Source organism: Novosphingobium capsulatum NBRC 12533 (genome assembly GCF_001598375.1).
GTDB classification, from domain to species: domain Bacteria; phylum Pseudomonadota; class Alphaproteobacteria; order Sphingomonadales; family Sphingomonadaceae; genus Novosphingobium; species Novosphingobium capsulatum.
Genome location: NZ_BCYV01000007.1, coordinates 136,060 through 162,075 on the forward strand (window position 1 = coordinate 136,060; position 26,016 = coordinate 162,075).

The window sequence follows — 26,016 nt, forward strand, 5'->3', positions numbered from 1 at the left end:
GGTGGCGCGCCAACGATGCGGCCCCCTGCCACGGCCTGCCTGAACAAAGCCCCAGAAGAAAGCTGATGCAGCCCATGTCCAGCCTGATCCTTGCCGCGCCGTTCGATGGCTGGCTCTCTCCGCTCGACGATGTGCCCGATCCGGTCTTTGCCCAAACGCTGCTGGGCGATGGCATGGCGATCGATCCGCTGGACGGCACGCTGCATGCCCCCGCCGATGGCACGGTGGTATCGGTTCATGCCGCCCGCCACGCCATCACGCTGCGCCTGGCCGGCGGGGTGGAAGTGCTGATGCACATCGGGCTGGAAACCGTGCGCCTTAATGGCGAGGGCTTTGTCGCCCATGTGCAGGCGGGCGATACCGTGGCTGCCGGTGACCGGCTGATCAGCGTGGACCTGGGCACCGTGGCGCCGCGCGTCAAAGGCATGATCACCCCGATCGTGATCACCGAAACCGCCGGCCATGCCGTGATCGAGCGCGCCGTGCCCGGCTGCATCGCCCGTGGCGCGCCGCTGCTGGTGCTGGGTTCCGCGCAAGCTGAAAGCGCCGCGCCCGCTGCTGCCTTTGCCGCCACCGCACAGGCCACGCTGCGCCTGCCGCTCGCCCATGGCCTGCACGCGCGCCCGGCCGCGCGGCTGGCAGAATTGGCCAAAAGCTATGACGCCGATGTGCGCATCGTGCCGGCCGCCACGCCCCAAGCCACGCCCTGCCGCCTGCGCAGCCCCAGCTCGGTCATGGCCCTGGGCCTGCGCCATGGCGACGAATTGACGCTTCTGGCCAGCGGCCCGGCCGCGGCGGCCGTGATCGAGGCCCTGGCCGACCTGATCGCCACCGGCATGGGTGAATTACGCCCGCTCGACCAACAGGCCGCGCCCACGTCGGCCCCGGCGCACAAGCCGGCCGAAAGCACCGATACCAGCCCGATCGCGCCGGGCGAGCGGCTGATGGCAGTAACTGCTGCGGCCGGCTATGCCATTGGCCAGGCGGCCTGGCTGGAACGCCCCGAACCGCCGCGCACCGCGCATGCGAGCGGCGATGCCGGCGCCGAAATCGCCCACTTCACCCAGGCCCTCGCCGCCTTTCGCACGGCCCTGGAACAGCGCGCGCAGGAACAGGCCGGCAGCGAGCAGGCCGCGATCCTGACCGCCCATCGCCAGTTGCTGGACGATGAAGACATCCTGGAAAGCGTCGGCGATGCCATGGCGCGCGGTGACAGCGCCAGCCTGGCCTGGCAGCGCACCATGCAGGCCCGCGCCGCCACGCTGCGCGCCGCGCCCGATCCGCACATTGCCCAGCGTGCCGACGATTTCATCGACCTGGAATGGCAACTGCAATGGCATCTCGCCGGCCAGGAACCGCCCGCCGTCTCGCTGCCCGAGGCGGCGATCGTGATCGCGCGCGATCTCGTACCTTCGCAAGTCGCGGCGCTTTCACCCGCGCAAGTGGCTGGCCTGGTTACTGCGCAAGGCGGGCCAACCTCGCACGTGGCGATCATCGCCGCCAGCAAGGGCATCCCCGCGCTGGTCGCGGCCGGGCAGCGCGTGCTGTCGATCGCGCCGGGCACGCCGCTGCTGCTCGATGCCACCGGCGCCACGCTGACGGTTGATCCCGATGCCGCCACTTGGGCCACGGCCCAGGCCGAAGCGGCACGGCGCCAGGCACGCAAGGCCGCCGCGCAGGCCGCATCAGGCCTTGAGGGTCGCACCAGCGATGGCTTGCGGATCGAGGTCTGCGCCAACCTCGGCAAGCGCAGCGAGGCCGCCCCGGCCGTAGCCAGTGGCGCCGAAGGCTGCGGCTTGCTGCGCACCGAATTCCTGTTCCTCGATCGCGCCAGCGCGCCCGATGAAGACGAGCAGACCGCCGATTACACCGCCATTGCCCAGGCGCTTGACGGGCGGCCGCTGATCATCCGCCTGCTCGATATCGGCGGAGACAAGCCGGCGCCCTATCTGCCAATGGCGGCAGAGGAAAACCCGGCGCTGGGCCTGCGCGGCATTCGCGTGGGGCTGGCCCAGCGCGAGATGCTGGTGCCACAGTTGCGCGCCGTGCTGCGCGCGGGCGCCGGGGCAGCGGCAGGCGCGGTCAAGGTCATGGCGCCGATGATCGCGCGGGTCGAGGAACTGCGCGCCGTGCGCGCTGCCCTTGATGCCGAGGCCGCCAAGCTGGGCGTGGCCGCAGTGCCGCTGGGCGTGATGGTGGAAACACCCGCCGCTGCCGTGATGGCCGATGCCCTGGCCGCCGAATGCGATTTCCTGTCGATCGGCACCAACGATCTGACGCAATATGCCCTGGCCATGGATCGCGGGAATCCCGCGGTTGCGGGCAGCATCGACGGGCTCGACCCTGCCGTGCTGCGCCTGATCGGCCTGTGCTGCGAAGGCGCGCAAAGCCACGGCAAGTGGGTGGGCGTGTGCGGCGGCCTGGCATCCGATCCGCTGGCCGTGCCGATCCTGATCGGCCTTGGCGTGACCGAACTTTCCGCCGCGCCAGCGATGGTGCCGGAAATCAAGGCGCTGGTGCGCGCGCTCTCTGCCCAGGATTGCCGGGGCCTGGCCAGTGCCGTGCTCCAGGCCTCGAGCGCCGCGCAAGTGCGCGTGCTGGCCACACAGATGATCGAAGGGGTTACCCAATGAGCCAAGCCGTGAACAACGCGCTGCAACATCTGCAAAGCCTGGGCCGCGCCTTGATGCTGCCGATCGCCGTGCTGCCGGTGGCGGCGCTGCTTCTGCGGCTGGGCCAGCCCGATCTGCTGGGCCTCGATTTCGTCAGCGCGGCGGGCAATGCCATGTTTGCCAATCTCGGTCTGCTGTTTGCCATTGGCGTGGCCACCGGCTTTGCCAAGGATGGCAACGGCGCCGCGCCGCTTGCCGGCGTGGTGTGCTTCCTGGTGGCGAGCGAAGGCGCCAAGGCGCTGCTGGCCGTGCCGGCCGATGTGGTGGCGGGCGTTGCCAAGGCGGCGCTGCCGGCAGTGACGGCGGCCTGGCGCAGCGCGCAAGTCGATCATGTTGCCGTGCCGCTGGGCATTGTCTCGGGGATCATCGGCGGGATCGGCTACAACCGCTTTTCCACGGTCAAGCCGCCCGAATACCTCGCCTTCTTCGGCGGCCGGCGGTTCGTGCCGATCATCAGCGGGGTTGCCGGCGTGGCGCTGGCCGGGCTGCTGGGCGCCAGCCTGGCCAGCATCAATGCCGGCGCCAATGCCGCGAGCGAGGCGGCGCTGGCCAGCGGCGGGATCGGGCTGTTCATCTTCGGCACGCTCAACCGCCTGCTGCTGGTGACGGGCTTGCACCACATTCTCAACAACATCGCCTGGTTCGTGCTGGGCGATTACCACGGCACCACGGGCGATCTGCGCCGCTTCTTTGCCGGCGATCCGACTGCTGGCGCGTTCATGAGCGGGTTCTTCCCGGTGATGATGTTTGGCCTGCCTGCCGCGTGCCTGGCGATGTATCACACCGCGCGGCCCGAGCGGCGCAAAGCCACCGGCGGCATGCTGCTGAGCCTTGCCGCCACCTCGTTCCTGACCGGGGTGACCGAGCCGATCGAGTTCAGCTTCATGTTCCTGGCGCCGGTGCTCTATGCGTTCCACGCGGTGCTGACCGGCATTGCGATGGCGCTGATGGCGGCGCTGGGCGTGCACATGGGCTTTGGCTTTTCGGCCGGACTGCTTGATTACGTGCTCAATTTCTCCAAGGCGCAGAAGCCCTTGCTGCTGATCCCGGTGGGCCTGATCTATGCCAGCGTCTATTATGGCGTGTTCCGCTGGGCGATCCTGCGCTTTGACCTCAAGACGCCGGGCCGCGATGACGTGCCCATGGGCAACGGCGGCGCGCCGGTGCTGGCGGGCGAACGCGGCCAGGCCTTTGTCGCGGCGCTGGGCGGCGCGGCCAATCTGGTGGAAGTGGGCGCCTGCACCACGCGGCTGCGCCTGGTGGTGGCCGATCAGGCCAGCATCGACGAAGCCGCGCTGCGTGGCCTGGGAGCTAAAGGCCTGATCCGCCCCTCTCCGCGCGCCCTGCAGGTCGTGCTCGGCCCGCAGGCCGATCAGGTGGCGGTGGAAATCCGCGCCGCCATGGGCGCGCCTGCACCCAGCGCGGCACCGGCCAAGGCCCCGATTACCGAGGCCGGCAGCTTTGCCAGCGCGATCGATCCCGCCAGCGTTCCGGCCGAGTTGGCGCAGGCGCTGGGCGGTACGGCGGCCCTGGCCCAGGCTCGCAGCGTGCATGGGCGCCTGCTGCTGCCGGCCGGCACGGTGGTGGATGAAAGCGCCCTTGCCGCGCTGGGCGCGCGCGGCGTGGTGGCCACGCCCACCGGCCCGCAGGTGCTCTTTGCCGAGGCCGCGATCGCTCCCTGGCGCGCCTGAGCTACGTCAGGGACGATGCGGCAGCGCCATCAGGGGATGGCGCAGGCACAGCAGCGTTCCGCCCAGCACCACGAAGGCGGTCAACGCCAGCGGCAGCGCCAGCCCGGTGTGCAGCACCAGCACGGCGCCGGCCGCCGCGCCAATAAAGATCATGGTGATCGCCAAAAGGCGCGTGCGCAGGTTGGGCCCGCCCGCGTCAGAGGCAATGCCGGTGATCGTCAGGGTCAACACGGTGGTGGTCAGATCGGGCACTTTGAGCTGGCGCACCGTGGCATTGCGAAAACCCATGGCCCCTGCCGTCAGCCCGATCATCACCAGCACGGCCCAGGCGGGATGCGCCACGATGCCGTCGGTGCCGGGCACCAGCGCCACGGCGGCAGCCCCCAGGAACAGCACGGCTTCGAGCAAGGCCGCGCGCAGCAGCCAATAGCGCAGCGGATGGCTCGACGCGTGGCGCCACAGCCGCCCCGCCACGCTCGCGCCCACCATGAACAGGCCCAGCGCCACCAGATAGGGCACGGGCGTGAAACCCGGCGCGCGGGCCAGCGCGAAGGCCAGGAACACCACGTTGCCGGTCATGTTCGCAGTAAACACCTTGCCCAGGCCAAGGACGCTGACCGCGTCGACAAAGCCGGTCGTGGCCGACAGCAACAGCAGCAGGCGCGGCAGCGGCGATGGTGTGCGCACCGCCACAGGCGCGCCGGCGACGGGGGGCGATGGTGGGGGATGAGAGTCCATGGCACTTTCCCTTTCAGAACCGGAACGAAGCTTCACCGGCAAACAGATCGATCGGCCGGCCGGCACCGGCCTGGACCAGAAAGCCGCTGGGCACGAAATGGCTGGCAGAGGCAGTCAGCGCCAGTTCGCGCGTGGCCTGCCAGGTTACCACCGCCTCTGCCTGCTTGCCGAGAAAGCGTGCCTGGCCGGCCGTGGCGGGGTGCAGCTGGCGGCCGGGCACATCATAGACGCCGTCGCCCCGGCTTTGCCGCCAATAGGCCATGCCCGTAACACCCAGTTGCACCGCGCCGCCGTTCAGCTTGCCCAGCGCGAGCGTGAGCGCGGGGTGCACATCGATCAGGTTGCGCGGGCCCAGTGGCGAAAGCTCGCCAAAATACTTGCCTTTGGGAAACAGCGGGTTGAAGCCGTTGACCCGGCCATCGGCGGGCGCCTTGTCGCCACTCGCGAGATCGACATGGAGCGACAGATCGGGCGTGGCCGGCAAGGCCGGAAAGCGGCGCCCGGCGCGCAGCGCCACCGACCAGGCATGAATCGGCGCGCCGGCCAGGTGCCCGCCCTGGGCCATCGACTCGATATCCCAATAGGCAGACCCGGCACGCCCGGCGCTGCGCAGGCCCAGGGTAATGCGCCGTTCGTCACCCAGTCCGCGGGCAAACCCGGCCTGTTGCAGGCTGGCGGCGCGATCGTGATAGACCATGGCATAGGCGTCGATCCGCGCGGCATGCCCGCTGCCCAGCCAGCGCGTGGCATATAGCCCCCACAGCGCCTTTTGCCGCGATCGCCGATCGTCCATGCTGTGCGGCCCGGCCGCAACCGGCACCAGGTAGAACAGGCTGGCGGTATAAGGGCCGGAATCGAGCAGCGCCCGCGTGCCATCGAACGGCAGCGGCGTATTGGGGCCATAGCGCGTGCCGACCAGCCGCTCGCTGCCCAGGCTGACGAGCTGGCGCCCGCCTTCCAGGCGCAGCGTGGTGCCCGGCGCGATCGGCACGGTCACATCGGCAAAGGCCTGCAACAGATCCACGCCGGTGCGATCGACCGGCGATGGCCCGCCGACCACGCCCTGCGCGGCATTGGCCAGCCCTTGAACAAACACGCGAAAGCGGCCGACGTGCAGATCGGCATGGGGCATCGCCCGCCAATAGCGCGCGGTCTGCCCCTGGGTTGCCTCAACCCGCGCGCGCAGTTCCAGGCCGGTCGACAGCCACACCTGCGGCGGCGCCAGGGGAATGTATTTCAGCGGCGCGGTCCACCGCGCGCGGCGGGCGGCGGGGTCGGCCAGGCTGGACCAGTCTTCGGTATAGCGGGTGATCGTCAGGGTGGGCGGGCGCCAGGCCTCGATCACGCTGCGTGGCAGGGCATCCTGATCGGCAGACTGCTGCGCGCGCGCAGCCCCATGCGGCACCAGCGCCGCCAGCATGGCCGTGACGACGGCCCGGCCGGCGCGGCGCCGGCTCACATGCGGCCCTCGCGCCGGGCATGTTCGGCCACCAATGCCGCCAGGACAAAGCCGCCGGCCAGGCCAAGATGCTCGAAAAACGCGTTGGTGGCGGCAAAGCGCGCCGGCCCCTGCAGCGCCCAGAACGGATTGGCGAGGCAGGCCGCCAGCACGGTGAACACGCCCAGCATCCCCGCACCCAGCCACACCAGCCGGCCGACCAGGATCAGCGCCGGGCCGATCAATTCCACCGCAATGGTCGCGGCGGCCCACAGCGCCGGCGGCGTCATGCCGAAATGCGCCTGCTCGGCAACGGCGCCGGGCCAGTCACCCAGCTTGGCCAGCGCCCCCACCAGATAGGCGCCCACCAGCAGCAGCCGGGCAACGAACCAGGTGGGCGGCCAATCGAGGATGGCATCGACGAAGCGCGGATCGGCCGGGGCCGATGGAACAGGCGCAAGACGGGGCATGGCGCTTAACGCATTGCGTTCTGGTGGATTTCGGCGATGTAGCCGCCCGGGAAGCGCACCAGCGCGGCACGGCGGCCGCCCACTTCGCGCGCCGGCACCAGGGTTTCCACGCCAGCGGCGGTCGCCTTGGCCAGGGTGGCGGCCAGATCAGGCACGGCATAGCCGGTCATGTCGCGGCCCCAGGGCCAGGGCAACTGGCCGTTGGACACCAGCACCGTCAATTTGCCATAGCCGCTGTCGATCATCACGCGGCGGATCGGGGCCGGCAGCCCCGCCTCGGCGCCCGGCGCGGTCTTGTCGTCAGACACCACGTGGCCATGGGCAAAGCGGGTCCATGCCGCGATGAACGCGTCGGCGGCATCGGCGGTCAGGTACACGCGGTTTTCTGGCACGGTGGCCAGCGGCGCATAGTGCGGCGTGGCGGTGTGCCAATAGAGCTGCATGTTCACGCCGCCCGGCCACTGCACCACCACATCGCGCCCGATCGGATCGGGAAACGTTTCGATAAGGCGCGTGGCACCGGCGGCGCGCGCGGCCTTCACCGCGGCGTCCATGTCCGTGACCAGATAGCCGGTGCGTTCGGCGCCAAACGGATAGGGGATCGGCGTCTTGAACCCGAACACCGAGACCGTGCCTGCCGGCGTGAGCACAAGCTGCGACTTGGTCAGGCTGGGCGTGGGGGTAACCTGAAATTCGCCCTGCTTGCTGGTGGTACCGCCAAACGTGGCCTGGAACGCGGTGACGAAGGCGTCAAACTGCTCCTGCGGCACATAGACATGGGTGGTATCGTATTGCGGGCCCACGGCATAATCGGCCATCGGCACCGGCTTGGCCGCCAGCGGGGCCGAGGCCGTCAACAGCGCGGCCGCAAGGGCGAGGGAAAGGCGCAGCTTCATCATCGTTTCTCCTGTCAAACCGCCCAGCAGCCGCAGCCCAGTGCGCCCCAGAACGTTTGCACATCGGCAACCGGCGCGGCCTGACCCAGCGCAGCGGCATGATCGTGGCCATGGACACCGCAGGCGCTGGCGCAGCCGCAGGCATTGGCCAGCATGTTCCGTGCCTGGTCGGTCTGGTAATAGCCGCCGAACGTGTTGACCGGCGACCAATCGGGCATGGCCGGCGGCAGATCCGGGGCCAGCGGGGCAAAGTCCCCCTGCCCGTGCACCACTTCGCCGCCCAGCAGCGTCAGCACGCTGCGGATATGGGCGATATCTTGCTCGGGCACGGCGAAGTAATCGGCGCTCAAGAGCGCGCAATCGGCCAGCTGGCCGGCCATGATCTGGCCCTTCTTGCCCACCTCGTTGGAAAACCAGGTGTTCTCGTGGGTCCACATCGCCAGCGCCTTTTCGCGGCTGACGCGGTTGGCGCCGGGATAGAGCGCCATGCCGCCCACCGTTCGGCCCGTCACCAGCCACGACAGCGATACCCACGGGTTGTAGCTCGCCACCCGCGTGGCATCGGTGCCGGCGCCCACGGGAATGCCTGCCGCGATCATCCGCGCGATCGGCGGCGTGCGCTCTGCAGCGCGGTGGCCATAGCGTTCGACGAAGTATTCGCCCTGATAGGCCATGCGGTGCTGCACGGCGATGCCGCCGCCCAGCGCGGCGATGCGATCGATGTTGCGGTCGCTGATCGTCTCGGCATGGTCGAAGAACCAGTTGATACCCGTCAGCGGGATATCGCGGTTGACCTTTTCATAGACATCGAGCGCGCGCGAAATCGTCTGGTCATAAGTGGCGTGCAGCCGCCAGGGCCAGCGATGCTCGGCCAAGAGGCGGATGACCGGCTCCAGATCGCCTTCCATGCTCGGCGGCATGTCCGGGCGCTCCACCCGGAAATCCTCGAAATCGGCAGCCGAATAGACCAGCATCTCGCCCGCGCCGTTGTGGCGATAGGTATCATCGCCCTGTCCGGGCGAAACCTGTTTCACCCAGCCGGCAAAATCGGCCAGCTCTTCCTTGGGCTTTTGCGTGAACAGGTTGTAGCTGATGCGCACGGTAAGCTGGTTGTCGGCGTGCAGCTTTTCGATAATGGCGTAATCGTCGGGATAGTTCTGGAACCCGCCCCCGGCATCGATCACCCCGGTCACGCCCAGGCTGTTGACCTCACGCATGAAATGGCGGGTGGAATTGACTTGGTAATCCTCGGGCAGCTTGGGCCCCTTGGCCAGCGTGGAATAGAGGATCGTGGCATTGGGCTGAGCCAGCAGCAGCCCGGTGGGATTGCCAGCGGCATCGCGCACGATCTCGCCGCCGGGCGGATTGGGCGTGTCCTTGCCATAGCCCACCACGCGCAGCGCGGCAGCATTGAGCAGCGCGCGATCATAGAGATGCAGGATGAACACCGGCGTATCGGGCGCCACGGCGTTGAGTTCGGCCAGCGTCGGCAGGCGCTTTTCGGCAAACTGGTGCTCGGTAAAGCCGCCAACCACGCGCACCCATTGCGGCGCGGGGGTGCGGGCAACCTGGGCTTTGAGCATGGCCATGGCATCGGCCAGGCTGGGCACGCCGTCCCAGCGCAGCTCCATGTTGTAATTGAGGCCGCCCCGGATGATGTGCATGTGGCTGTCGATCAGGCCGGGGATCAGGCGGCGCCCGCCGGCATCGATCACGCGCGCCTGGGGCGCGGCAGCGGCGCGCACGTCGGCCTCGCTGCCCACCGCCAGGAAACGTCCGTCGCGGATGGCCACGGCCTGCGCCTGGGGGTTGGCGCGATCCAGCGTGGTGACCTTGGCGTTGACGATCAGGGTATCGGCCATGGCCTTACGCGTCCTTTTCCGGCGCGGAGCCATCGGGCAGGCGGCCGAACACGTGGCTGCGGCAATCGGTGCGGACAAAGGCAGTGATCGAATGGCCGGCAGCGGCATGGCGCACCAGCGGCACCACCTGTTCGCCCACCAGGATGCCCAGCAGCCCGACCAGCGCGATGACCGGCGGCGCGGGGGAACGCACCCCGATCAGCGAATAGACAATGCCGACCAGCAGGCCGGCCGCTAGCGACGCGAGATATGCCTTCATGGCGCAGTTTCCTTGGGGAAACGGCCCGCCCCGCAAGAGGGATGGGACGGGCCGCCGGGGGGATTGGTAACAAAGTCTGCAATTTCGCCTGATCGTCACCCCGGGCTTGGCCCGGGGCCCCGCTTCCCTGTCAGCGCACGGCCAGAAGCCAGCGGGATCCCGGATCAAGTCCGGGATGACGGAGACAGGATCAATGCTCGGCGCCGCCCACCACTTCGTGCGCGAACTGGCCGCGCTGCGGCGCGCCGTGGAGCATGGTATAGGCATAATCGACGCCCATGCCGTAGGCACCGAAATGCTCGCGCGCGATGGCCATGACGCCGTCATAGGTTTCGCGCCGCGCCCAGTCGCGCTGCAGTTCCAGCACGGCGTTGATCGTGGTCAGCGAGTGGGCGCCGGCCTGCTCCATGCGGCGGATCGCCACATCGTGCGCTTCGGGCGAGGTGCCGCCCGAGGCGTCGGTGATGATATAGACCTCGAACCCTTCCTCGATCGCGCTGAGCGTGGGGAAGAGCAGGCAGGCTTCGGTCCACAGCGCGGCGATCACCAGCTTCTTGCGGCCGGTGGCCTTGACGGTGGCGACCAGTTCGTCGCTGTCCCAGCTGTTCATTGAGGTCCGCTCGATCGGGGTCTGCTGCACCACGTCGAGCAGTTCGGGCCAGATATAGCCGGAGAACGACTTGGTCTCCACCGCCGTCAGGATGATCGGCGCGCCGAACAGCTTGGCCGCCTTGGCCAGGGCGACGGTGTTGTTCTTGAGCTGCTGGCGATCGATGCTGGTGACGCCAAAGGCCATCTGCGGCTGGTGATCGACGAAGATGAACACGGTGTCGTCAGGATTGATCAGCGACTTGGCATGAAAGGTCATGGGATCTGTCCTTGAAGGAGAAAGGGTGTGGGTCAGTCGGCCAGCAGATGGGCTTCGAGCAGCCACAGCTGCTTGTCGCTCTCGCGCGAGATCTGGGTGAACAGGTCGGCGGTGGTGGCATCGCCCTCGCCCGCCGCGCTGTCGATCGCGGCGCGCACGGCCTTGCCGAACAGCGCCAGGCTGGCCGCCAGCGTGCGGATATGCGCGTCACCGCCATGGGCGGCGAGCGGATATTCGTAGAGCGTGGTGGCGCCGGCGGTGGTCTGCACCCGGCCATCGGCGACATGGCCCAGCGTGGTGATCCGCTCGGCCAGGAGATCGACGAATTCCTCTACCTGGCCATGCACGGCATCGAACAGGCCGTGCAGTTGCAGGAAGTGGCGGCCGCGCACGTTCCAGTGCGCCTGCTTGGCCTGCGCTTCCAGGTCGAGCGCATCGGACAGCCGGGCCTGGAGCAGCGCCACCGACGCCTTGCGGACGTGGGCGGAAAGATCGATGCTGGTTTCGTAGGTCATCGGCTCAGGCCTTGAAGAAGCTGAGCAGATCGGCGTTGATCACCTCGGGATGGGTCGAGGCCATGCCGTGGGGGAAGCCGGCATAGGTCTTGAGCGTGCCGTGCTTGACCAGCTTGATCGCCAGGTGGGCCGAATCCGCGATCGGCACGATCTGATCGTCTTCGCCGTGCATGATCAGCACGGGCACATCGATCGCCTTGAGATCGTCGGTGAAATCGGTTTCGGAAAAGGCCTTGATGCAATCATAGTGGGCCTTGGCCCCGCCCATCATGCCCTGGCGCCACCAGTTGTCGATCAGGCCTTGCGAAACCTTGGCATCGGGGCGGTTGAAGCCGAAGAACGGGCCTTCGGGCACATCGCGGAAGAACTGCGCGCGGTTGGCCAGCAGCGCCGAACGGAACCCGTCGAACACGTCCATCGGCAGGCCGCCGGGGTTGGCCGGGGTTTGCAGCATGATCGGCGGCACCGCGCCGATCAGCACGGCCTTGGCGACGCGGCCGGGCTTGGCCCGCGCCACATAGTGCGCCACTTCGCCGCCGCCGGTGGAATGGCCAACGTGGATCGCATCCTTGAGATCAAGATGATCGGCCAGCTCCGCGACGTCGGCGGCATAGGTATCCATCTCGTTGCCGTCGCCGGTCTGGGTGGACCGGCCATGGCCGCGCCGATCGTGCGCGATCACGCGATAACCCTGCCCCAAGAAGAACATCATCTGGGCATCCCAATCGTCGGCAGAAAGCGGCCAGCCATGGTGGAAAACCACCGGCTGCGCGGTCTTGCTGCCCCAGTCCTTGTAGAAGATTTCGGTGCCATCGGCGGTGGTGATCGTGGGCATGACGTGAAGGCTCCCATTCCGGCCGCAACACCAGGGGCAACCTTTGCCCGGTGCGGCCAGCTTTGTGTTCCAGCCCAAGTGTGCGCCCTCGCGCCTGCCCTGCCAGCCCCAGCATGGGGGCTGGGCGCACCCCCATTTCGGGTGGCTACCCAGGCCGCGACGCGCGTGGTATCGCCTTCCTCCATGCCCGCGCGCACCGATACCACGATAGGCATCCTGATTGCCGACGATCACCCGATGCTGCGCGAAGGTGTGGCTGCCGTTATCGCGATGCAGCCCGACATGGCCGTGGTGGGCGAGGCAGCGACCGGCGATGAAGCCGTGGCGATGTACGATGCCCTGCGCCCGGCGGTGGTGCTGATGGACCTGCGCATGCCGGGGATGACCGGCCTTCAGGCGATCGAGGCGATCCGCGCCCGCCATCCCCAGGCGCGCATCCTGGTCTTGACCACCTATTCCGGTGACGCGCAGGCGCTGCAGGCGCTGCGCGCGGGGGCGGCGGGTTTCCTGCTCAAAAGCAGCCTGCGCCGCGAACTTCTCGGCGCGATCCGCACCGTCCACGAAGGCCAGCGTCACCTGGCGCCCGATGTGGCGCAGGAAATCGCGCTGCACGCGATCGACGAGCCGCTGACCCCGCGCGAAACCCAGATTCTGCAACTGATCGCCTCGGGCCATGCCAACAAACAGATCGCCTGGACGCTCAACCTGGCCGAGGAAACGGTCAAGTCCGGCATCAAGAACATCTTTGGCAAGCTGCATGTCAACGATCGGACCCACGCCGTGACCAAGGCGGCGCGGCGGGGCATCATTGAACTGTAGGCGCGGCATTGCCGTGCTGGCGGCCGGCGGGCTGGCGCTCATGGCCAGTGCGCCGATGGCCCAGCGGCAGGGCCAGGCCCAAGCGCCAGTTCAGGCGCCGGTTCAGGCCCAAGCGGGTGTGCTGGCGGGATACAAGCACGAACACTGGACCCTGGAAGAAGGCGCGCCGGGCCGGATCAACGCGCTGACGCAATCGCGCGACGGGTTCCTGTGGATCGGCAGTGTGGAAGGACTGTTCCGCTTTGACGGGTTGACGTTCGAACCCGTGCCCCAGCCCGGCGGCCAGGGCGCGCGGCTGGTGGTGTCGCAACTGGCCAGCGCTCAGGACGGCACCGTGTGGGTGGGGCTGGGCCGTGGGCGCGGGGTGATGGCCTGGCGCGATGGGCGGCTGGTCGACATGGCAATGCCGCATCCCTCGCGCCAGGTCACCGACATGGCCCAGGCGCCCGACGGCGCGATGTGGGTGGTGCGGGGCGGCCGCAGTGATGGCACCCTGGCCCGCTATGCCGATGGGCGCTGGCAGGAATTCGGCCAGGACGCCGGCTTGCCCGCCGAACAGGCGTGGAGCACGGCGTTTTCCGCCGACGGCACGCAATGGCTGGTAACCGAACGCCAGGTGCTGATCCGCCCGCGCGGCAGCCAGCGCTTTGCCGCAACCGGCATCGCGGTTACCCCGCGCGCCAGCCTTGCCGCCGGGCCCAACGGGGCGATGTGGCTGTCAGACGCGGCCGGCACCCGCCGACTGACCCTGGCGCAGGGCCGCGTCACGGCCGGGGCGCGGCTGGCGATCAACCCCGATCCGGTTGGCGGCACGCGCATGCTGTTCACTGCCGACGGCGCGCTGTGGGAAACCACCTGGAACAGCGGCGTGCAGCGCCTGACTACGCCCGACAAGGCCACCGGCAGTGCCCAGGCCGCGCCTGCGGCGATGCGCCGTTTCACCTTCGATGCCACGCAAGGGCTGACCTCTGACCAGACCCATGCCCTGTTGCAGGATTGCGAGGGGAACCTGTGGATCGGCACGGAAATGGGGCTGGACAAGCTGCGTCGCGTGCCGATCGTGGTGGAAACCGCGATCCCTGCCAATTCGCCCACCAGCTATCGCCTGGCCGGCGGCGATGATGGCGTGGTCTATGTTGGCGATGCCCGCGCCACCTATGCCATTGCCCCTGGCCAGGCGGCGCGCACGATCCTGCGCTTGGCCAGCCCCGCTGGCGCATTGTGCACGGCGCGCGGGGGCGGCGCATGGCTGGTGACGGGTGAACGCCTGGTGCGGCTGAACCCGCGCGGCGCGGCCGGGCCGGCCATTGCCCTGCCGCGCGGCCTGATGCCGCTGGCCTGCGGGCAGGATGGCGCGGGCCGCATCTGGCTGGCGGCGCTGGACCAGGGGCTGTGGTGGCACGAAGGCGGCGCCTGGCACACCCTGGCGACACCCCGTGCGCTGCCCGCCAACATCGCGATTGGCGGCGATGACCGGGCGATCGTGGCATTTCGCGGACCGGCGCCGCGCGGGGCAGATCTGCCGTTCGTGGCGATTTCGCCCGCGCAGTTGCAGGTCGACGGGATCGAAGGCCTGCTGCCCAGCCCCCTCGGCGATGGTCCGCTGATCAGCGGCGCGCGTGGTCTCCAGGCGCCATTCGCGCGGGGCAGCACACCCGTGCTGGCAAGCGCAAACCCCTGGGCAGCCTCGCTCAATGGCCTGGTGTGGACGCGCAGCGGCGATGGCTGGGGCATTGGCGATAGCGGCATCGTGCAGATCCACCGCACCGATCTGGTGCAGGCGTTGACGCACCCCGGCCAGGCGGTGCCCTGGCGCCGGTTCGATTTTCGCGATGGCCTCAACAGCTTTGCCCAGAAGGCCGCCGGCGCCCAGGTGGCGCAGGGCGGCGACGGGCGTATCTGGTTCCTCACGCGCCGCAACTTGGTGTGGATCGATCCGGCCGCGCTGCGCCGCAATCTGCTGCCGCCCGCAGTCATGGTGCGCAGCCTGGTGGCTGGCGGCACGGCGCGGGCGCCGAGCGCCGGGCTGCGCCTGCCGCCGGGCACGCGATCGGTGCGGATCGATTTCACCGCCACGAGCCTGACCGTGCCGCAACGCGTGCAGTTCCGCACCCGCCTGTCTGGCCCGGGCCTGCCAGGGCAATGGACCGCACCATCGACCGAGCGCAGCGTGACGTTCAGCGATCTGGGGCCGGGCCGCTATACGTTCCAGGTCATCGCTGCCAACGAGGACGGCGTGTGGAACGCGGGCGGCCAGACCATGCAGTTTGCCATCGCCCAGCGGTTCTACCAGACCTGGTGGTTCCCCCTCGCCGCGATCGTGGCGCTCTCGGCCATGCTCTATCTGCTCTACATCGCGCGGGTGCAGTATCTGGGCCGGTTGATCCGCGATCGCATGGCCGAACGCACCAGCGAGCGCGAACGCATTGCCCGCGAACTGCACGACACCTTGATCCAGGGAGTGCAGGGCCTGATCATGCGCTTTCAGTCGGTGGCCGATCACCTTTCGCACGACCGCGCCGCGCAAGCCGTGCTGACCCCGGCGCTGGACCGGGCCGAGGAAATGCTGATCGAGGGGCGCGACCGGGTGAAAGGCCTGCGCCGCCTGGAAGACCGCCACCTGCGCCGCGAACTGCAACGCCTGCTCGACAACCTGGTCACCGGCGCCAGCCTGACGCTGAACGTCAAAGGCGAAGTGCGGCCGCTGCACCCCGATATCGTCGATGAAATCCTCGCCATCGTCGGCGAGGCGCTGTGCAACGCGGCGCGCCATGCCCAGGCCGACGCGATCGATGTGAACGTGGAGTATGGCGCGCGGGCTCTGGCGGTGTTTGTCAGCGACGATGGCATCGGCATTGCCAGCATCGATGGCGAGGACGGCGCGAACGGCAGGGCGGTAAGCGCGGCGCTGATGAAGGGCCATTATGGCCTGATCGGCATGCGCGAGCGGGCGCGGCGCATCGGCGCATCGTTTTCCATCGAAAGCGGGCATCGCCTCGGCACGCTGGTGCGCCTGTCGGTGCCGGCGCGCCTGGCCTACGCCGCCTGAATGGCGTCAAGGCGCGGTGGGCAAGGCAGGTTCGGGCGTGGCGCTCTTGTGCGGATGGCGCAGGTTCTCGATCTCGGCAGCGCGGCGCTTGAGATAGAAATCGCGCGTGGCGTTGTAGGGATCGGCCGATTCCGCGCGGAACTTCTTGAGCTGGCCATCGATCGCCACGCGGTCATCCAGTCCGCCGATCACCGTGACGGCCAGGCCATACGGCACGGTATCGAGTGGCTCGCCCACGGCCAGCGGGAACCAGGATCGATCGACCGTGGTGCCGATAAGGTCGCGCAGCGTGGTCGGCCCGATCAACGGCAGGAACAGGTATGGCCCCGATTTCACGCCGTAAAAGCCCAGCACATCGGCCAGGCCATTGGGCCGATAGGGTATCTTGAGCGGCTTGGCCTTGGCCACGTCGATCAGCCCAGCAAGGCCAATGGTGGAATTGACGGTAAAGCGCACCAGCACCTGCCCGGCCTTGCCAAACTTGTGTTCGAGCAGGAACGCCACGAAGTTCGACGGCTCACGCAAGTTGTAGAGCGCATTGTGCAGCCCGTGGCGCAGCGGCGATGGCAGGCCGTGGACATAGAGCCGCGCCACCGGCGCCACCACCAGCTTGTCGCCCTTCTGGATCGCCTCGTAAGACTTTTCGTTGACGGCGTGGACCGGGTCCTGCCGGGAATAGGCATCGCCCTGCACCACGATGCCGGGTTCTTCCTGCACATCTGCAGGTTCGGACGGGGGCATGACGGCCGGCGGCGCCGTAGGCGCAGGCGTGGTGGGCGGGGCCGCAGATGGCGCAGCAGATGGGGCGGGCGTTGCAACGGGCGCTGCCTGCGCCACGGGGGGCTGGCTTGGCGGCATGGCGCTGGATGGCGCCTGGGCATGCGCGGTTCCTGCCAGCAGCAAGCCGGGCGCCGCGACCATGGCCGCCGCCCACTTGCAGCCGGCCGACTTTGCTTTTCCCATCGTCGTCATATCCTGCCACTTGGCCGGATTTCCTGTACGCCAGATGAACTGAAAGCCGCATTTCCGTAAATTACGGGCAGTCCCCGCAGGTGTAACAATGCTGCGTCAATACGCGACAAGTTGAGTGCTGAAAGCCGGTCCAAATCGCGGCAAAATGGGACAAGATCCCCCAGGTGTGCGCCCGGCCAGTGGCCCGCGCCATGCGGAAAACCCGTAGATTTCCATATAACAGAACCTTAAGCACGCGGCCGGCATGATCCATGGCTGCTGCAAAGGGCTGGCCTTGACGCGATGCGCGATTTTCAAAGCACCATTCTGGAAATGATCGCCCGCGGCGCGCCGCTGGCCGCCACCATCGACCGGCTGTGCCGCGAGGTGGAGCGCCGCGCGCCCGGCGTGGTCTGCTCGGTGGTAACAGTCGATGCCATGCGCCGCCTGCGCCCACTGGCTGCGCCCAGCCTGCCGCCTGCCATGCGCGCGGCGTTCGACGGCATTGACATCGGCCCTGGTGTCGGCGCCTGCGGCACCGCGACGGCGCTGGGCATCGAGGTTGTCTCTGCCGATATTGCCACCGATCCCGCCTGGGCGCCCTATCGCGATCTGGTGCTGCCCCTGGGCATCAAGGCATGCTGGTCGCGGCCGATCATGGCAGGCAATGACCAGCCGGTGGGTGCCTTTGCCTTTTACTATCACGAAGCGCGCGGGCCTTCGGCGCTGGAGCGCGTGCTGGTGGACCGCTCCATCGCGCTGTGTGCCATCGCGCTCGACCGGCAACGGCGGGTGGAAGAGCGGGATCGCCGTGCCAATACCGATGGGCTGACCGGCCTGCCCAACCGCGCCGCGTTCAACACCGCGATGGCCACCGTCGATTGCAGCCAGCCCGGCAACTGGGCGCTGTTCCTGATCGACCTGGATGGCTTCAAGGCGGTGAACGATACCTATGGCCACCACGCTGGTGACCGCTTGCTGGTGCAGGTAGGGCAGCGGCTGGCACAAATGGCCGCGCCGGATACGGTGTTCCGCATCGGCGGCGACGAATTTGCCGTGCTGGTGCAGGATGACGAGCACCTGCGCACGCTCGATGCCCTGGCAGAGCGGCTGCTCGACGGCTTGAAAGTGCCCATCACCATACCAGGCCACGTGCTGCGCCCGGCCGGCACCATGGGCATCGCCATCTTCAACGCCGGCGATGTGACGCCCGAACGCGTGCAGCAGAACGCCGACTTTGCGCTCTATCACGCCAAGGACGTGGCGCGCGGTGGCTCTATACGCTTTTGGCCGGGCATCGGCACGCGGATGACACGGCGCATTACCGCGGTGCGCGAGTTGGACGCCGCGCTGCGCGAGGGCCGCCTGGTGGCGCATTACCAGCCGGTGGTGGACCTTGCCACCGGCACGGTGAGCGGGCTGGAGGCGCTGTGCCGCATCCGCATGGGGCAGCGCCTGCTATCGGCAATGGCGTTTCACGATGCCACCAGCGATCCGCAGACCGCCAATACCCTGACGCGCGAGATGATCCGCCAGGTGGCGCGCGATGCCCGCACCTGGCTCGATCTAAATGTGCCCTTTGCCCGCGTGGGCATCAATGTCAGTTCAACCGACCTGCACAGCGCCGGCTTTTTCGACGCCACCGCCACCGCGTTCGAGGAACACGGCGTGCCGCTGGACATGATCATCCTGGAAGTGACCGAGGCGGTCTATATGGATGATGATGGCGGCGTCATTCGCCGCTCGGTCGCGGCGCTGCGCGAACGTGGGCTGAAAGTCGCGCTCGATGATTTCGGCACCGGATTTGCCTCGCTCACCCATCTGATGACCGTGCCGGTCGATTACATCAAGATCGACAAGTCGTTCGTGGATCGCATCGCCACGCACCGGCCCAGCCAGATCATCGTCGAAGGCGTGATCGACATCGCCACCAAGCTGGGCATCCAGGTGGTGGCCGAAGGCATCGAGGCGGCTGACCAGGCGCAGATCCTGCAAAGCCTCGGCTGCGTCCTGGGCCAAGGCTATCTCTATTCGCACGCCGTCGATTGCGATGCGATGACCGCGCTGCTGCGCGGCGGGCCGCTGCGGACCCTGCCTGCCCCGCGCGTGCAGCAGCAGGCCTGATCACCCGTCAATCGCGCGGGCGGGTGGCGCGCGGTGGCTCCGCCCCGGTTGTCCCGAACAGCGCCATGTCGGCCCAATGGGGCCAGGCGATCACGACCGGCTGCTCTCCCAACCAGACCAGGCGCGGACGGCGCGGATCGAGCGCGGGCCAGGTGCCGATCGGCGCGCTGGCCGGAATGCCGCTGCGGGCAAAGGCCAGGAGCGCGCCGGCCATGGTGTCTTCCAGCGCCTGGTCCACCCCCTGCCAATCGCGCGTCACGCGAAACAGGTTGAGCGCGTCGCGCGTGCGCAGCCAATAGGGCACGTCACCGGTGTGATAGGCGCCGACAGTGGCCGGATCATGATCGGAAAAGACCACACCTTGGGCATAGGGCTGCCGCCGGGCAAAGAGATAGGCATAGACCGGCTGCGTGCCAAAGCGGCGCTGCGCCGCCGCCCAGTCGGCCATCTGCCGGCCCACGGTGGCATCGCGGGCGATATCGGCCGCCGCGCGGGCCGGATCAGGCCCGGCATAGGCTGCCACGATGGCATCGGCCTCGCCGCCGAACCGCGCCTTGACGGCGGCGGCCAGATCCTGCGCCGTGGTCACCGGCCCCAGCGGGCGAAAGCTTTCGTCGCGGGTATAGCCGATCAGCACGGGCACATCGTTTTGCCCATGGGCGGCAAACACCGCTTCCGCGCTGCCGGTGATCACCTGTCCATCGCGCACGATCGGGCTGCGCGGGCTGGCAGCGGCAATGATGCGGTCACCGGGCAAGGTGCGCAGCTGCGCCAGCGAGGTTGCGCCCAGTTCCTGTTGCAGGGCCAGCCCTTGCGCCTCTCCCTCGGCCAGGGGTGCGGGGCCGAGCATGCCGCCAAACGGGCTGCCGCTCATCGCCACGGCACGGGCAAACAGACCGCGCGCCATCGGGCTGATCTGCAACAGCGCCACCGACATGGCCCCGGCCGATTGGCCCACGATCGTGACGTTATCGGGATCGCCGCCAAAGCGGGCGATGTTGCGCTTCACCCATTGCAGCGCGGCGATCTGGTCCATCAGGCCATAGTTGCCCGATCCATGCCCGCTTTCGGCCGACAGCGCGGGATGTGCCAGGAAGCCGAGCGCCCCGACGCGGTAGGCGATATTGACGCGCACCACGCCCTCGCGCGCCATCGGCTCTCCCGAATAGTTGGCCATAGAGGCGGAACCGATGTTGAACCCGCCGCCATAGATCCACACCACCACGGGGGCTTTGCCCGCCGCCTTGGCCTGTGGCGCCGGCGCCCAGATGTTGAGGTAGAGGCAGTCCTCGCTCGTCGCCTCGTTGCCGAAATAGTGGTTCTGCAGCGATCCGCGCAGCGGTTGCAGGCATTCGGGGGCATAGCGATCGGTGTGCAACGTGCCGGCCCACGGGACAACCGGCTGCGGCGCGCGCCAGCGCAATTCGCGCAAGGGCGGCGCGGCAAACGGCACGCCCAGCCAGGCCTGGATGCCCGAGGATAGCGTGGTGCCCTCGATCATCCCGCCATCGACGGCGATGGGCGCGGCCTGCGCCGGGGCGGCGAGGCCGAGCGCAAGTGCCGCCAACAGGCGTCGGATCACTTGCCCGTCCCGGCCGGGCCCGGAACCTTGAGCACGCGGTGGAAGAAATCGAACGTGGCATTGAGCGCCTGCATCGATGCGGCATGGGTTTCGGCCGGGGTGCGGCCGATGAAGCTGTGATCGACATGGGGGATGTAGATCGCCGTGACCGGCACGCCCGCTGCCTTCAACGCCGCCTCACCCAGGTGCGATTGTGCCACGGGCACGGTCTTGTCTTCCTCGCCATGGATCAGCAGGAACGGCGGGTCTTTCGCGTCGATATAGGCAACCGGGCTGACACTGCGGAGTTTGTCGGCGCTGCACGCGCCATCGCAACCCAGCAGGCGGGAACCGGCCGAATTGCCATCGGGCGTGGCATTCATGCCGGCAAAGTCATAGACGCCGTACCAGGTCACCGCGCCCTGCACGCAAGCATCGCCACCGGCGGCCGGATCGAGCGCGGTGTTCTTGCAGGTCAGCGCGGTCAACGCGGTAAGGTGCCCGCCGGCAGATCCGCCCCACAGCGCCACGCGTGCCGGGTCGATGGCATATTGCGCGGCGTGCCCGCGCAGGAAGCGCAGCGCGGCATTGGCGTCCTGCAACTGGGCGGGAAACTTTGCCTCGCCCGACAGGCGGTATTCCAGGCTGGCCACGGTAAAGCCTTCGGCCGCGAGCGCAGCAAGCACCTTGGGCCAATCGGCAAAGGCACCGGAATGGCGGGTGTGCCCGGCCATCCAGCCACCACCGTGGATATAGAGCACCAGCGGATGCGGCCCCTTGGTGGCCGGCACATAGATATCCAGCGCTTGCGGGCGATAGCCGGGCAATTGCTGATAGGTCACATCGCGCCAGGCCTTGACCCCGCCGGGAAAGGCCACCGGCACCTGGGGAAAGCGATCGGCGAGAACCGGCGCGGCTTCAGTGGGGAAATCGCGCGCGGGTGCCACGGCCGGCGTGGCGAGCAGGGCCAGCAGCCCCAGCGCAGCGGGAAGGCGTGCAAACATCAGGTCTCTCTCCATGGTCTTTGTTATCGTTGTGTCGTGCCGGGCGTGCCCGGCCGGTCAGTCGGGAAAATCGGGCTTGTGGCGGGCCTGGGCGGCCAGGCGGATCGGCGCGTTGACCGCGCCATACCCGGCATAGCCGCGCCGCTCGACCACCTCGAAAAACACCCGGCGGGCAAAGGCGCGGCTGTAGAATTGCAGGTATTCAGCCTCGCCATCGCGGTCGTAGAGAATGTCGCGCGCGGCCATGGCCTCGATCAAGTCGGGCTCCAGCCCCCAGCGCGCTTCCAGATCGTCGAAATAGTTGCGCGGGATCGCCAGGCGCGGCAGGCCCTGGGCATGGGCGGCATCGGCCACGGCCACGATATCGTCGGTGGCAAAGGCGATGTGCTGCACCCCGGCGCCGAAATAGTTCTGGATGAAGCGCGAGGTGAGCGATTGCGCCGCCAGCGAGCCATTGAGCGTGAAGCGCACCGAGCGATCGGCGTTTTCCACCGCCTGGCTCTGGATCAGGCCCATCGGATCGGCAATGTCGAGCTGCGGCGTCTTGCCCACGTCGAACAGCGCGACGTAGAACAGCAACCAGCTGAGGAATTCCTCGTACTGCATGGTCTGCGCCACGTGATCGATGGCCAGGCGCGGGCCGGGCACGGGATCTTCCAGCCGGTGGGGAAATTCGTGTGCCCACATCGCCGCGCGGGTGGCGGCATCGACGAAATAGATCAGGCTGCCGCCCACGCCGCGCACGCTGGGGATCGGCCATTCATCGGGCGCCAGCGCCTGGGTGAACCGCGGCACGCGCAGGAAACCGGCCCGCGCCAGCGCGCCGGGCACATCGTCCACCGCCAGGCCGAGCGCGCAGACCGAAGCGCCGTGGACCACGTCGAAACTGTGGGCGAGGCCTTCGGGTTCGCAGTTGATCACGATGTTGACGGGGTTTTCCAGCCCCTGCGTCCAGCGCGTCACGTCCTTGCTGCGATGGCGCGCGGTGGGGCGAAAGCCCAGGGGGCGTAGCATCGCCGCCAGATTTTCCGCCTCTTCGTGGCTGGCGGCAAATTCGATGAATTCGACCCCGCTGGTCTTCACGCGCGGTGGCAGGCTGGTGGCGCTGGCCGAAGGGCGGGCGATCCCGCCTTCCAGCAGGCGCAGCGCGCGATAGCCATCGAGCGCCACCCCGCTGGCCGATCCAGCGCGGAACCGGTCGTTGAAGATTTCCAGGCTCCAATAGCCCTGATAGCCGATCTTGCGGATCGCGGCGGCCCAGTCATCGAGCGGGAAATCGCCTTGGCCGGGCATGGAGCGGAAATGGCGGCTCCACCCCAGGTAATCCATGTCGAGCACGGGGGCGTCGGCCACCTGGACGATGAACAGCTTGTCCGCGCGGATATCGCCGATGCTGGACGAGGGAATCTTGCGCGAGAGCGAATGGAACGAATCCAGCACCAGGCCCAGCGCAGGATGATCGGCATCGCGCACGATGCCCCATGCCTCGCGGTGATCGTGGACGTGCCGGCCCCAGGCGAGCGCTTCATAGCCCAGGCGCAGGCCGCGGGCGGCGGCGCGCTCGGCCGCCTCAGTCAGGTCGGCAATGGTCCGCTCGCGGTTGCCATCGGCGATCGGCGAGCAGCTGGAGCAGACGAGCAGCAAGTCGGTGCCGAGTTCCTGCATCACGTCGAACTTGCGCTCCAGCCGGTCGAAAGCGCGGGCGCGCTGCGGCTCGGGCAGGCCATCGAGATCGCGGAATGGCTGGAACATCGTGCAGACGAGGCCCAGGTCACCCATCATCGCGGCAATCTCGCGCGCGGAGAGATGCGTCGAGAGCAGGTCGTTCTCGAAGATTTCGGCGCCGTCATAGCCGGCCGCAGCGATCGCCTGCAGCTTGGCCTCGAGCGTGCCCGAAATCGATACGGTGGCGATGGATGTCTTGAATGCGGGATTCGTCATGGCCGCCTGCCGTTCGTTGCCTTTGGTTTCCTGCCCCGGCCACGGGCCTATCACGGGCCGCTGCTTGACAAAAGCAAAAATGTTAGGGACTAGTTCGTTACATAAATTGAACTGGCCCGGGGAGCGGAAACGAACCTGCCGGGCCTTGCAACGAGGGACAGGTGCGGCAAGGAAGGGCATACGGCGCAACTAGGATGGTGCCCGCAGCGATGCGGGGCCAGGCCGATGCGCGCGCGATTGCCCAGGAGAGTTCCTTGCCGGAAGACGACGCCCCCGCCTCACTAACCGACGCTTCTGCTGCCACTGCGGCAAAGCCGCCCCGCCGCTCCCGCGCCGAAACGCGCGAGGCCGCGATCAATCAGATCGTGGACATCGCCACGCAGGAATTCGTGGAAAAAGGGCTGGCCGGCGCGCGGATCGACGAGATCGCCGGCAAGGCCACCAAGCGCAAGATCTACTATTATTTCGACGGCAAGGAAGAGCTTTACCGCGCCGTGCTGGAGCGCGCTTATCGCCGCGTGCGCGACAGCGAGGCGCAGGTGGATATCACCACCGGCACTGCCGAGCAGGCGCTGCGCCGCCTGATCGAGCATGACGTGCACTATCACGCGCGCCATCCCGAACTGGTGCGCCTGGTGATGAACGAGAACATCCACCACGCCCAGCATCTCAAGCAGATCACCGAACTGCCCAGCCGCAACCACAGCGTGATCGATATCCTGCGGCAGCTGATCAGCCGGGGCGAGGCTGAGGGCAGCTTTCGCGTCGGGATCGACCCGGTCGATCTGCATTTCAACATGACGGCGCTGGCGTTCTACAACGTTTCCAACCAGTTCACCTTTGCCCACAATTTCGGCGTGGACATGACCAGCGACAGCGCGCTGGCCCACCGGGCACGCCAGGTGGCAGACATCATAATCGCCTGGGTGACGCGCAAGGATTGAGCGCCTGACCGTGGCCTGCAAAGGCTGCGGCCGCGCCGGCCTGCACCGTCATCCGCGCATGCGGGAGAGAGACAGGCATGGCCACACCCATCACAGCAAGCGCCGGCGCGTGCCCGGCGCAATGGACCCGCACGGGCCTGGCCATCGTGGCCCTGTGCTTTGCGATCAACATGGCCGACGGCATCGATGTGACGATCCTGTCGTTCATCGCGCCGCGCATCCAGGCCGATTGGGCGATCGGCGCCGATACCATGGGCCTGCTGTTTGGCGCGGGGCTGGTCGGCATGGCGATCGGCGGCATGGGTATTGCCCCGCTGGCCGACCGGCTGGGGCGCCGCCGCATCATCCTGGCAGCATTGGGGCTGATGTCGGCCGGGATGGTCGCCAGCGGTTTTGCCGGCTCTGTGGCCGTGCTCTATGGCTTGCGCGTGGTGGTGGGCATGGGCATCGGCACCGTGTTGGCAGCCATGGCCGCACTGGCCGCTGAATCCGCGCCGGCTGCGCAGCGCAATCTGGCGGTGGGCATCGTCCAGGCGGGCTATCCCTTTGCCGCGGTGTTTACCGCGCTGCTGACCGCGCATCTCCTGCCGCTGTGGGGCTGGCACCGCCTGCTGCTGATGGCCGGGGGGTTGACGGTGGTGCTGTTTCCCGCCGCGCTGCTGATCCTGCCGCGCGGCGGTGCAGCGCGGACGGCCGATGGCCCGGCGCGCGAACCGGCAGGGCGGATTGGTGACCTGCTCTCTCCCGCCTTCCGTGCCCGCACGCTCACGCTGTGGGCGGCGGTGTTCTGCGGGCTGATGGTGCTCTATTTCATCGTCAGCTGGATCACCAAGCTGTCGATCGCGGCCGGCCTTTCCGAAACCAACGGCATCTATGCCGGGGCGCTCTACAATTTCGGGGCATTCGTGGGCACGGCGGGGATGAGCATGCTGGCCGTGCGCGTGCCACTGGGGCGCCTGGTGCCCGGCATGCTGGTCAGCGCGGGCGTCGCCATGCTGGTATTCGGATCGCTCGCCATGCCGGTGGCGGCCACGCTCGCCCTCGCTTTCCTCATCGGGGTCACGCTGCAGGGTGGCTACAACGGCGTGTGGCCGCTCGCCGCCTCGGTCTATCCGGCGCGGATGCGCGCCACGGGCGTGGGCTGGGCGATCGGCCTGGGCCGCGCAGGCGCGGTGATCGGCCCGATGATGGGCGGTTGGCTGATGGCGGCCAAGGCGCCGCTGCCGCTACTGTTTGCCGCCTATTGCCTGCCGCTGCTGGCCTGCGCCGCCGCCGCATTTGCCGTTGACCGCATGTCTCGGCGTGTTGCGGAATAATTTGACAGGAACTAGTTCGTAACATAAATGAGTCGTCGGAAGGCGAAACGGCAAACGTTCGCC

The 26,016-nt window shown here is 68.1% G+C and carries 20 protein-coding genes; 7 read left to right on the top strand and 13 right to left on the bottom strand.

Annotated features, from left to right (window positions below):
• Positions 1 to 74: 74 nt before the first annotated feature.
• Together ptsP and nagE are read left to right on the top strand one after the other, a co-directional pair.
• On the top strand, positions 75 to 2,633 hold the full coding sequence (gene ptsP, locus SCA01S_RS06045) for a phosphoenolpyruvate--protein phosphotransferase (protein WP_062783962.1): 2,559 nt from the start codon (positions 75 to 77) through the stop codon (positions 2,631 to 2,633).
• Positions 2,630 to 4,363 carry an N-acetylglucosamine-specific PTS transporter subunit IIBC gene (gene nagE, locus SCA01S_RS06050; RefSeq protein ID WP_062783965.1) on the top strand — a complete coding sequence of 578 codons (1,734 nt, stop codon included), beginning with the start codon at positions 2,630 to 2,632 and terminating at the stop codon, positions 4,361 to 4,363. Before ptsP ends, nagE begins: the two co-directional genes overlap by 4 nt.
• Before the next feature lie 6 nt (positions 4,364 to 4,369).
• Here the strand turns inward: nagE and SCA01S_RS06055 are convergent, their stop codons facing one another.
• The 9 genes from SCA01S_RS06055 to SCA01S_RS06095 form a co-directional block, all read right to left on the bottom strand.
• A complete protein-coding gene (locus tag SCA01S_RS06055; RefSeq protein WP_062783968.1) occupies positions 4,370 to 5,101 on the bottom strand; it encodes a YoaK family protein in 732 nt (243 codons plus the stop codon).
• A gap of 13 nt (positions 5,102 to 5,114) precedes the next feature.
• Positions 5,115 to 6,560: an alginate export family protein gene (locus tag SCA01S_RS06060; RefSeq protein WP_062783971.1), complete on the bottom strand. Its 1,446-nt coding sequence runs from the start codon at positions 6,558 to 6,560 to the stop codon at positions 5,115 to 5,117.
• Positions 6,557 to 7,009 carry a DoxX family protein gene (locus tag SCA01S_RS06065; RefSeq protein ID WP_062783974.1) on the bottom strand — a complete coding sequence of 151 codons (453 nt, stop codon included), beginning with the start codon at positions 7,007 to 7,009 and terminating at the stop codon, positions 6,557 to 6,559. The genes SCA01S_RS06060 and SCA01S_RS06065 overlap by 4 nt, the downstream gene beginning before the upstream one ends.
• Before the next feature lie 5 nt (positions 7,010 to 7,014).
• Positions 7,015 to 7,905, bottom strand: coding sequence for a hypothetical protein (locus SCA01S_RS06070; RefSeq protein ID WP_062783977.1), 891 nt, complete (start codon positions 7,903 to 7,905; stop codon positions 7,015 to 7,017).
• 14 nt (positions 7,906 to 7,919) lie between these two features.
• Complete coding sequence (locus SCA01S_RS06075; RefSeq protein WP_062783980.1) at positions 7,920 to 9,767, bottom strand: amidohydrolase; 1,848 nt, start codon at positions 9,765 to 9,767, stop codon at positions 7,920 to 7,922.
• 4 nt (positions 9,768 to 9,771) lie between these two features.
• The gene (locus SCA01S_RS06080) at positions 9,772 to 10,026 is read right to left on the bottom strand and encodes a XapX domain-containing protein (RefSeq protein ID WP_022677548.1); all 255 of its coding nucleotides are present in this window, start codon (positions 10,024 to 10,026) and stop codon (positions 9,772 to 9,774) included.
• A 190-nt stretch (positions 10,027 to 10,216) separates the two neighbouring features.
• A complete protein-coding gene (locus SCA01S_RS06085) occupies positions 10,217 to 10,894 on the bottom strand; it encodes a hydrolase (RefSeq protein ID WP_062783983.1) in 678 nt (225 codons plus the stop codon).
• Positions 10,895 to 10,926: 32 nt separating this feature from the next.
• On the bottom strand, positions 10,927 to 11,409 hold the full coding sequence (dps, locus tag SCA01S_RS06090) for a DNA starvation/stationary phase protection protein Dps (protein ID WP_054131339.1): 483 nt from the start codon (positions 11,407 to 11,409) through the stop codon (positions 10,927 to 10,929).
• Between the two features lie 4 nt (positions 11,410 to 11,413).
• Entirely contained in the window at positions 11,414 to 12,244 is an 831-nt protein-coding gene (locus tag SCA01S_RS06095) for an alpha/beta fold hydrolase (RefSeq protein WP_062783986.1), read from the bottom strand.
• Between the two features lie 183 nt (positions 12,245 to 12,427).
• On the opposite strand from SCA01S_RS06095, the gene SCA01S_RS06100 reads away from it, so the two are divergent.
• Positions 12,428 to 13,063, top strand: a complete 636-nt coding sequence (locus tag SCA01S_RS06100; protein ID WP_054131341.1) for a response regulator transcription factor — start codon at positions 12,428 to 12,430, stop codon at positions 13,061 to 13,063.
• Positions 13,053 to 16,112, top strand: coding sequence for a sensor histidine kinase (locus tag SCA01S_RS06105; protein WP_157088867.1), 3,060 nt, complete (start codon positions 13,053 to 13,055; stop codon positions 16,110 to 16,112). Before SCA01S_RS06100 ends, SCA01S_RS06105 begins: the two co-directional genes overlap by 11 nt.
• Positions 16,113 to 16,118: 6 nt before the next feature.
• On the opposite strand, the gene SCA01S_RS06110 is transcribed toward SCA01S_RS06105, so the two are convergent.
• On the bottom strand, positions 16,119 to 17,075 hold the full coding sequence (locus tag SCA01S_RS06110) for an MlaA family lipoprotein (protein ID WP_157088868.1): 957 nt from the start codon (positions 17,073 to 17,075) through the stop codon (positions 16,119 to 16,121).
• A gap of 291 nt (positions 17,076 to 17,366) precedes the next feature.
• Between SCA01S_RS06110 and SCA01S_RS06115 the strand changes: the two genes are divergently transcribed.
• On the top strand, positions 17,367 to 19,187 hold the full coding sequence (locus SCA01S_RS06115; protein WP_062783991.1) for a putative bifunctional diguanylate cyclase/phosphodiesterase: 1,821 nt from the start codon (positions 17,367 to 17,369) through the stop codon (positions 19,185 to 19,187).
• A gap of 7 nt (positions 19,188 to 19,194) precedes the next feature.
• Here SCA01S_RS06115 and SCA01S_RS06120 read toward each other — a convergent pair whose 3' ends face one another.
• The 3 genes from SCA01S_RS06120 to SCA01S_RS06130 are packed head-to-tail and all read right to left on the bottom strand — an operon-like array spanning position 19,195 to position 23,693.
• Positions 19,195 to 20,769, bottom strand: a complete 1,575-nt coding sequence (locus SCA01S_RS06120; protein ID WP_062783994.1) for a carboxylesterase/lipase family protein — start codon at positions 20,767 to 20,769, stop codon at positions 19,195 to 19,197.
• Positions 20,766 to 21,752: an alpha/beta hydrolase gene (locus tag SCA01S_RS06125; RefSeq protein WP_062784000.1), complete on the bottom strand. Its 987-nt coding sequence runs from the start codon at positions 21,750 to 21,752 to the stop codon at positions 20,766 to 20,768. The genes SCA01S_RS06120 and SCA01S_RS06125 overlap by 4 nt, the downstream gene beginning before the upstream one ends.
• A 57-nt stretch (positions 21,753 to 21,809) precedes the next feature.
• Complete coding sequence (locus tag SCA01S_RS06130) at positions 21,810 to 23,693, bottom strand: bifunctional sugar phosphate isomerase/epimerase/4-hydroxyphenylpyruvate dioxygenase family protein (RefSeq protein WP_062784296.1); 1,884 nt, start codon at positions 23,691 to 23,693, stop codon at positions 21,810 to 21,812.
• 194 nt (positions 23,694 to 23,887) lie between these two features.
• On the opposite strand from SCA01S_RS06130, the gene SCA01S_RS06135 reads away from it, so the two are divergent.
• Together SCA01S_RS06135 and SCA01S_RS06140 are read left to right on the top strand one after the other, a co-directional pair.
• Positions 23,888 to 24,637, top strand: a complete 750-nt coding sequence (locus SCA01S_RS06135; protein WP_084390809.1) for a TetR/AcrR family transcriptional regulator — start codon at positions 23,888 to 23,890, stop codon at positions 24,635 to 24,637.
• A 77-nt stretch (positions 24,638 to 24,714) separates the two neighbouring features.
• Complete coding sequence (locus tag SCA01S_RS06140; RefSeq protein ID WP_062784002.1) at positions 24,715 to 25,953, top strand: MFS transporter; 1,239 nt, start codon at positions 24,715 to 24,717, stop codon at positions 25,951 to 25,953.
• The last annotated feature ends 63 nt before the right edge of the window (positions 25,954 to 26,016 follow it).

Bases quoted from the DNA above. Each gene is read 5' to 3' on its own strand.
- ptsP (WP_062783962.1), top strand. From the start codon at position 75: ATGTCCAGCCTGATCCTTGCCGCGCCGTTCGATGGCTGGCTCTCTCCG.
- nagE (WP_062783965.1), top strand. From the start codon at position 2,630: ATGAGCCAAGCCGTGAACAACGCGCTGCAACATCTGCAAAGCCTGGGC.
- SCA01S_RS06055 (WP_062783968.1), bottom strand. From the start codon at position 5,101: ATGGACTCTCATCCCCCACCATCGCCCCCCGTCGCCGGCGCGCCTGTG.
- SCA01S_RS06065 (WP_062783974.1), bottom strand. From the start codon at position 7,009: ATGCCCCGTCTTGCGCCTGTTCCATCGGCCCCGGCCGATCCGCGCTTC.
- SCA01S_RS06070 (WP_062783977.1), bottom strand. From the start codon at position 7,905: ATGAAGCTGCGCCTTTCCCTCGCCCTTGCGGCCGCGCTGTTGACGGCC.
- SCA01S_RS06075 (WP_062783980.1), bottom strand. From the start codon at position 9,767: ATGGCCGATACCCTGATCGTCAACGCCAAGGTCACCACGCTGGATCGC.
- SCA01S_RS06080 (WP_022677548.1), bottom strand. From the start codon at position 10,026: ATGAAGGCATATCTCGCGTCGCTAGCGGCCGGCCTGCTGGTCGGCATT.
- SCA01S_RS06085 (WP_062783983.1), bottom strand. From the start codon at position 10,894: ATGACCTTTCATGCCAAGTCGCTGATCAATCCTGACGACACCGTGTTC.
- dps (WP_054131339.1), bottom strand. From the start codon at position 11,409: ATGACCTACGAAACCAGCATCGATCTTTCCGCCCACGTCCGCAAGGCG.
- SCA01S_RS06095 (WP_062783986.1), bottom strand. From the start codon at position 12,244: ATGCCCACGATCACCACCGCCGATGGCACCGAAATCTTCTACAAGGAC.
- SCA01S_RS06100 (WP_054131341.1), top strand. From the start codon at position 12,428: ATGCCCGCGCGCACCGATACCACGATAGGCATCCTGATTGCCGACGAT.
- SCA01S_RS06110 (WP_157088868.1), bottom strand. From the start codon at position 17,075: ATGGGAAAAGCAAAGTCGGCCGGCTGCAAGTGGGCGGCGGCCATGGTC.
- SCA01S_RS06115 (WP_062783991.1), top strand. From the start codon at position 17,367: ATGCGCGATTTTCAAAGCACCATTCTGGAAATGATCGCCCGCGGCGCG.
- SCA01S_RS06125 (WP_062784000.1), bottom strand. From the start codon at position 21,752: ATGTTTGCACGCCTTCCCGCTGCGCTGGGGCTGCTGGCCCTGCTCGCC.
- SCA01S_RS06130 (WP_062784296.1), bottom strand. From the start codon at position 23,693: ATGACGAATCCCGCATTCAAGACATCCATCGCCACCGTATCGATTTCG.
- SCA01S_RS06135 (WP_084390809.1), top strand. From the start codon at position 23,888: ATGGTGCCCGCAGCGATGCGGGGCCAGGCCGATGCGCGCGCGATTGCC.
- SCA01S_RS06140 (WP_062784002.1), top strand. From the start codon at position 24,715: ATGGCCACACCCATCACAGCAAGCGCCGGCGCGTGCCCGGCGCAATGG.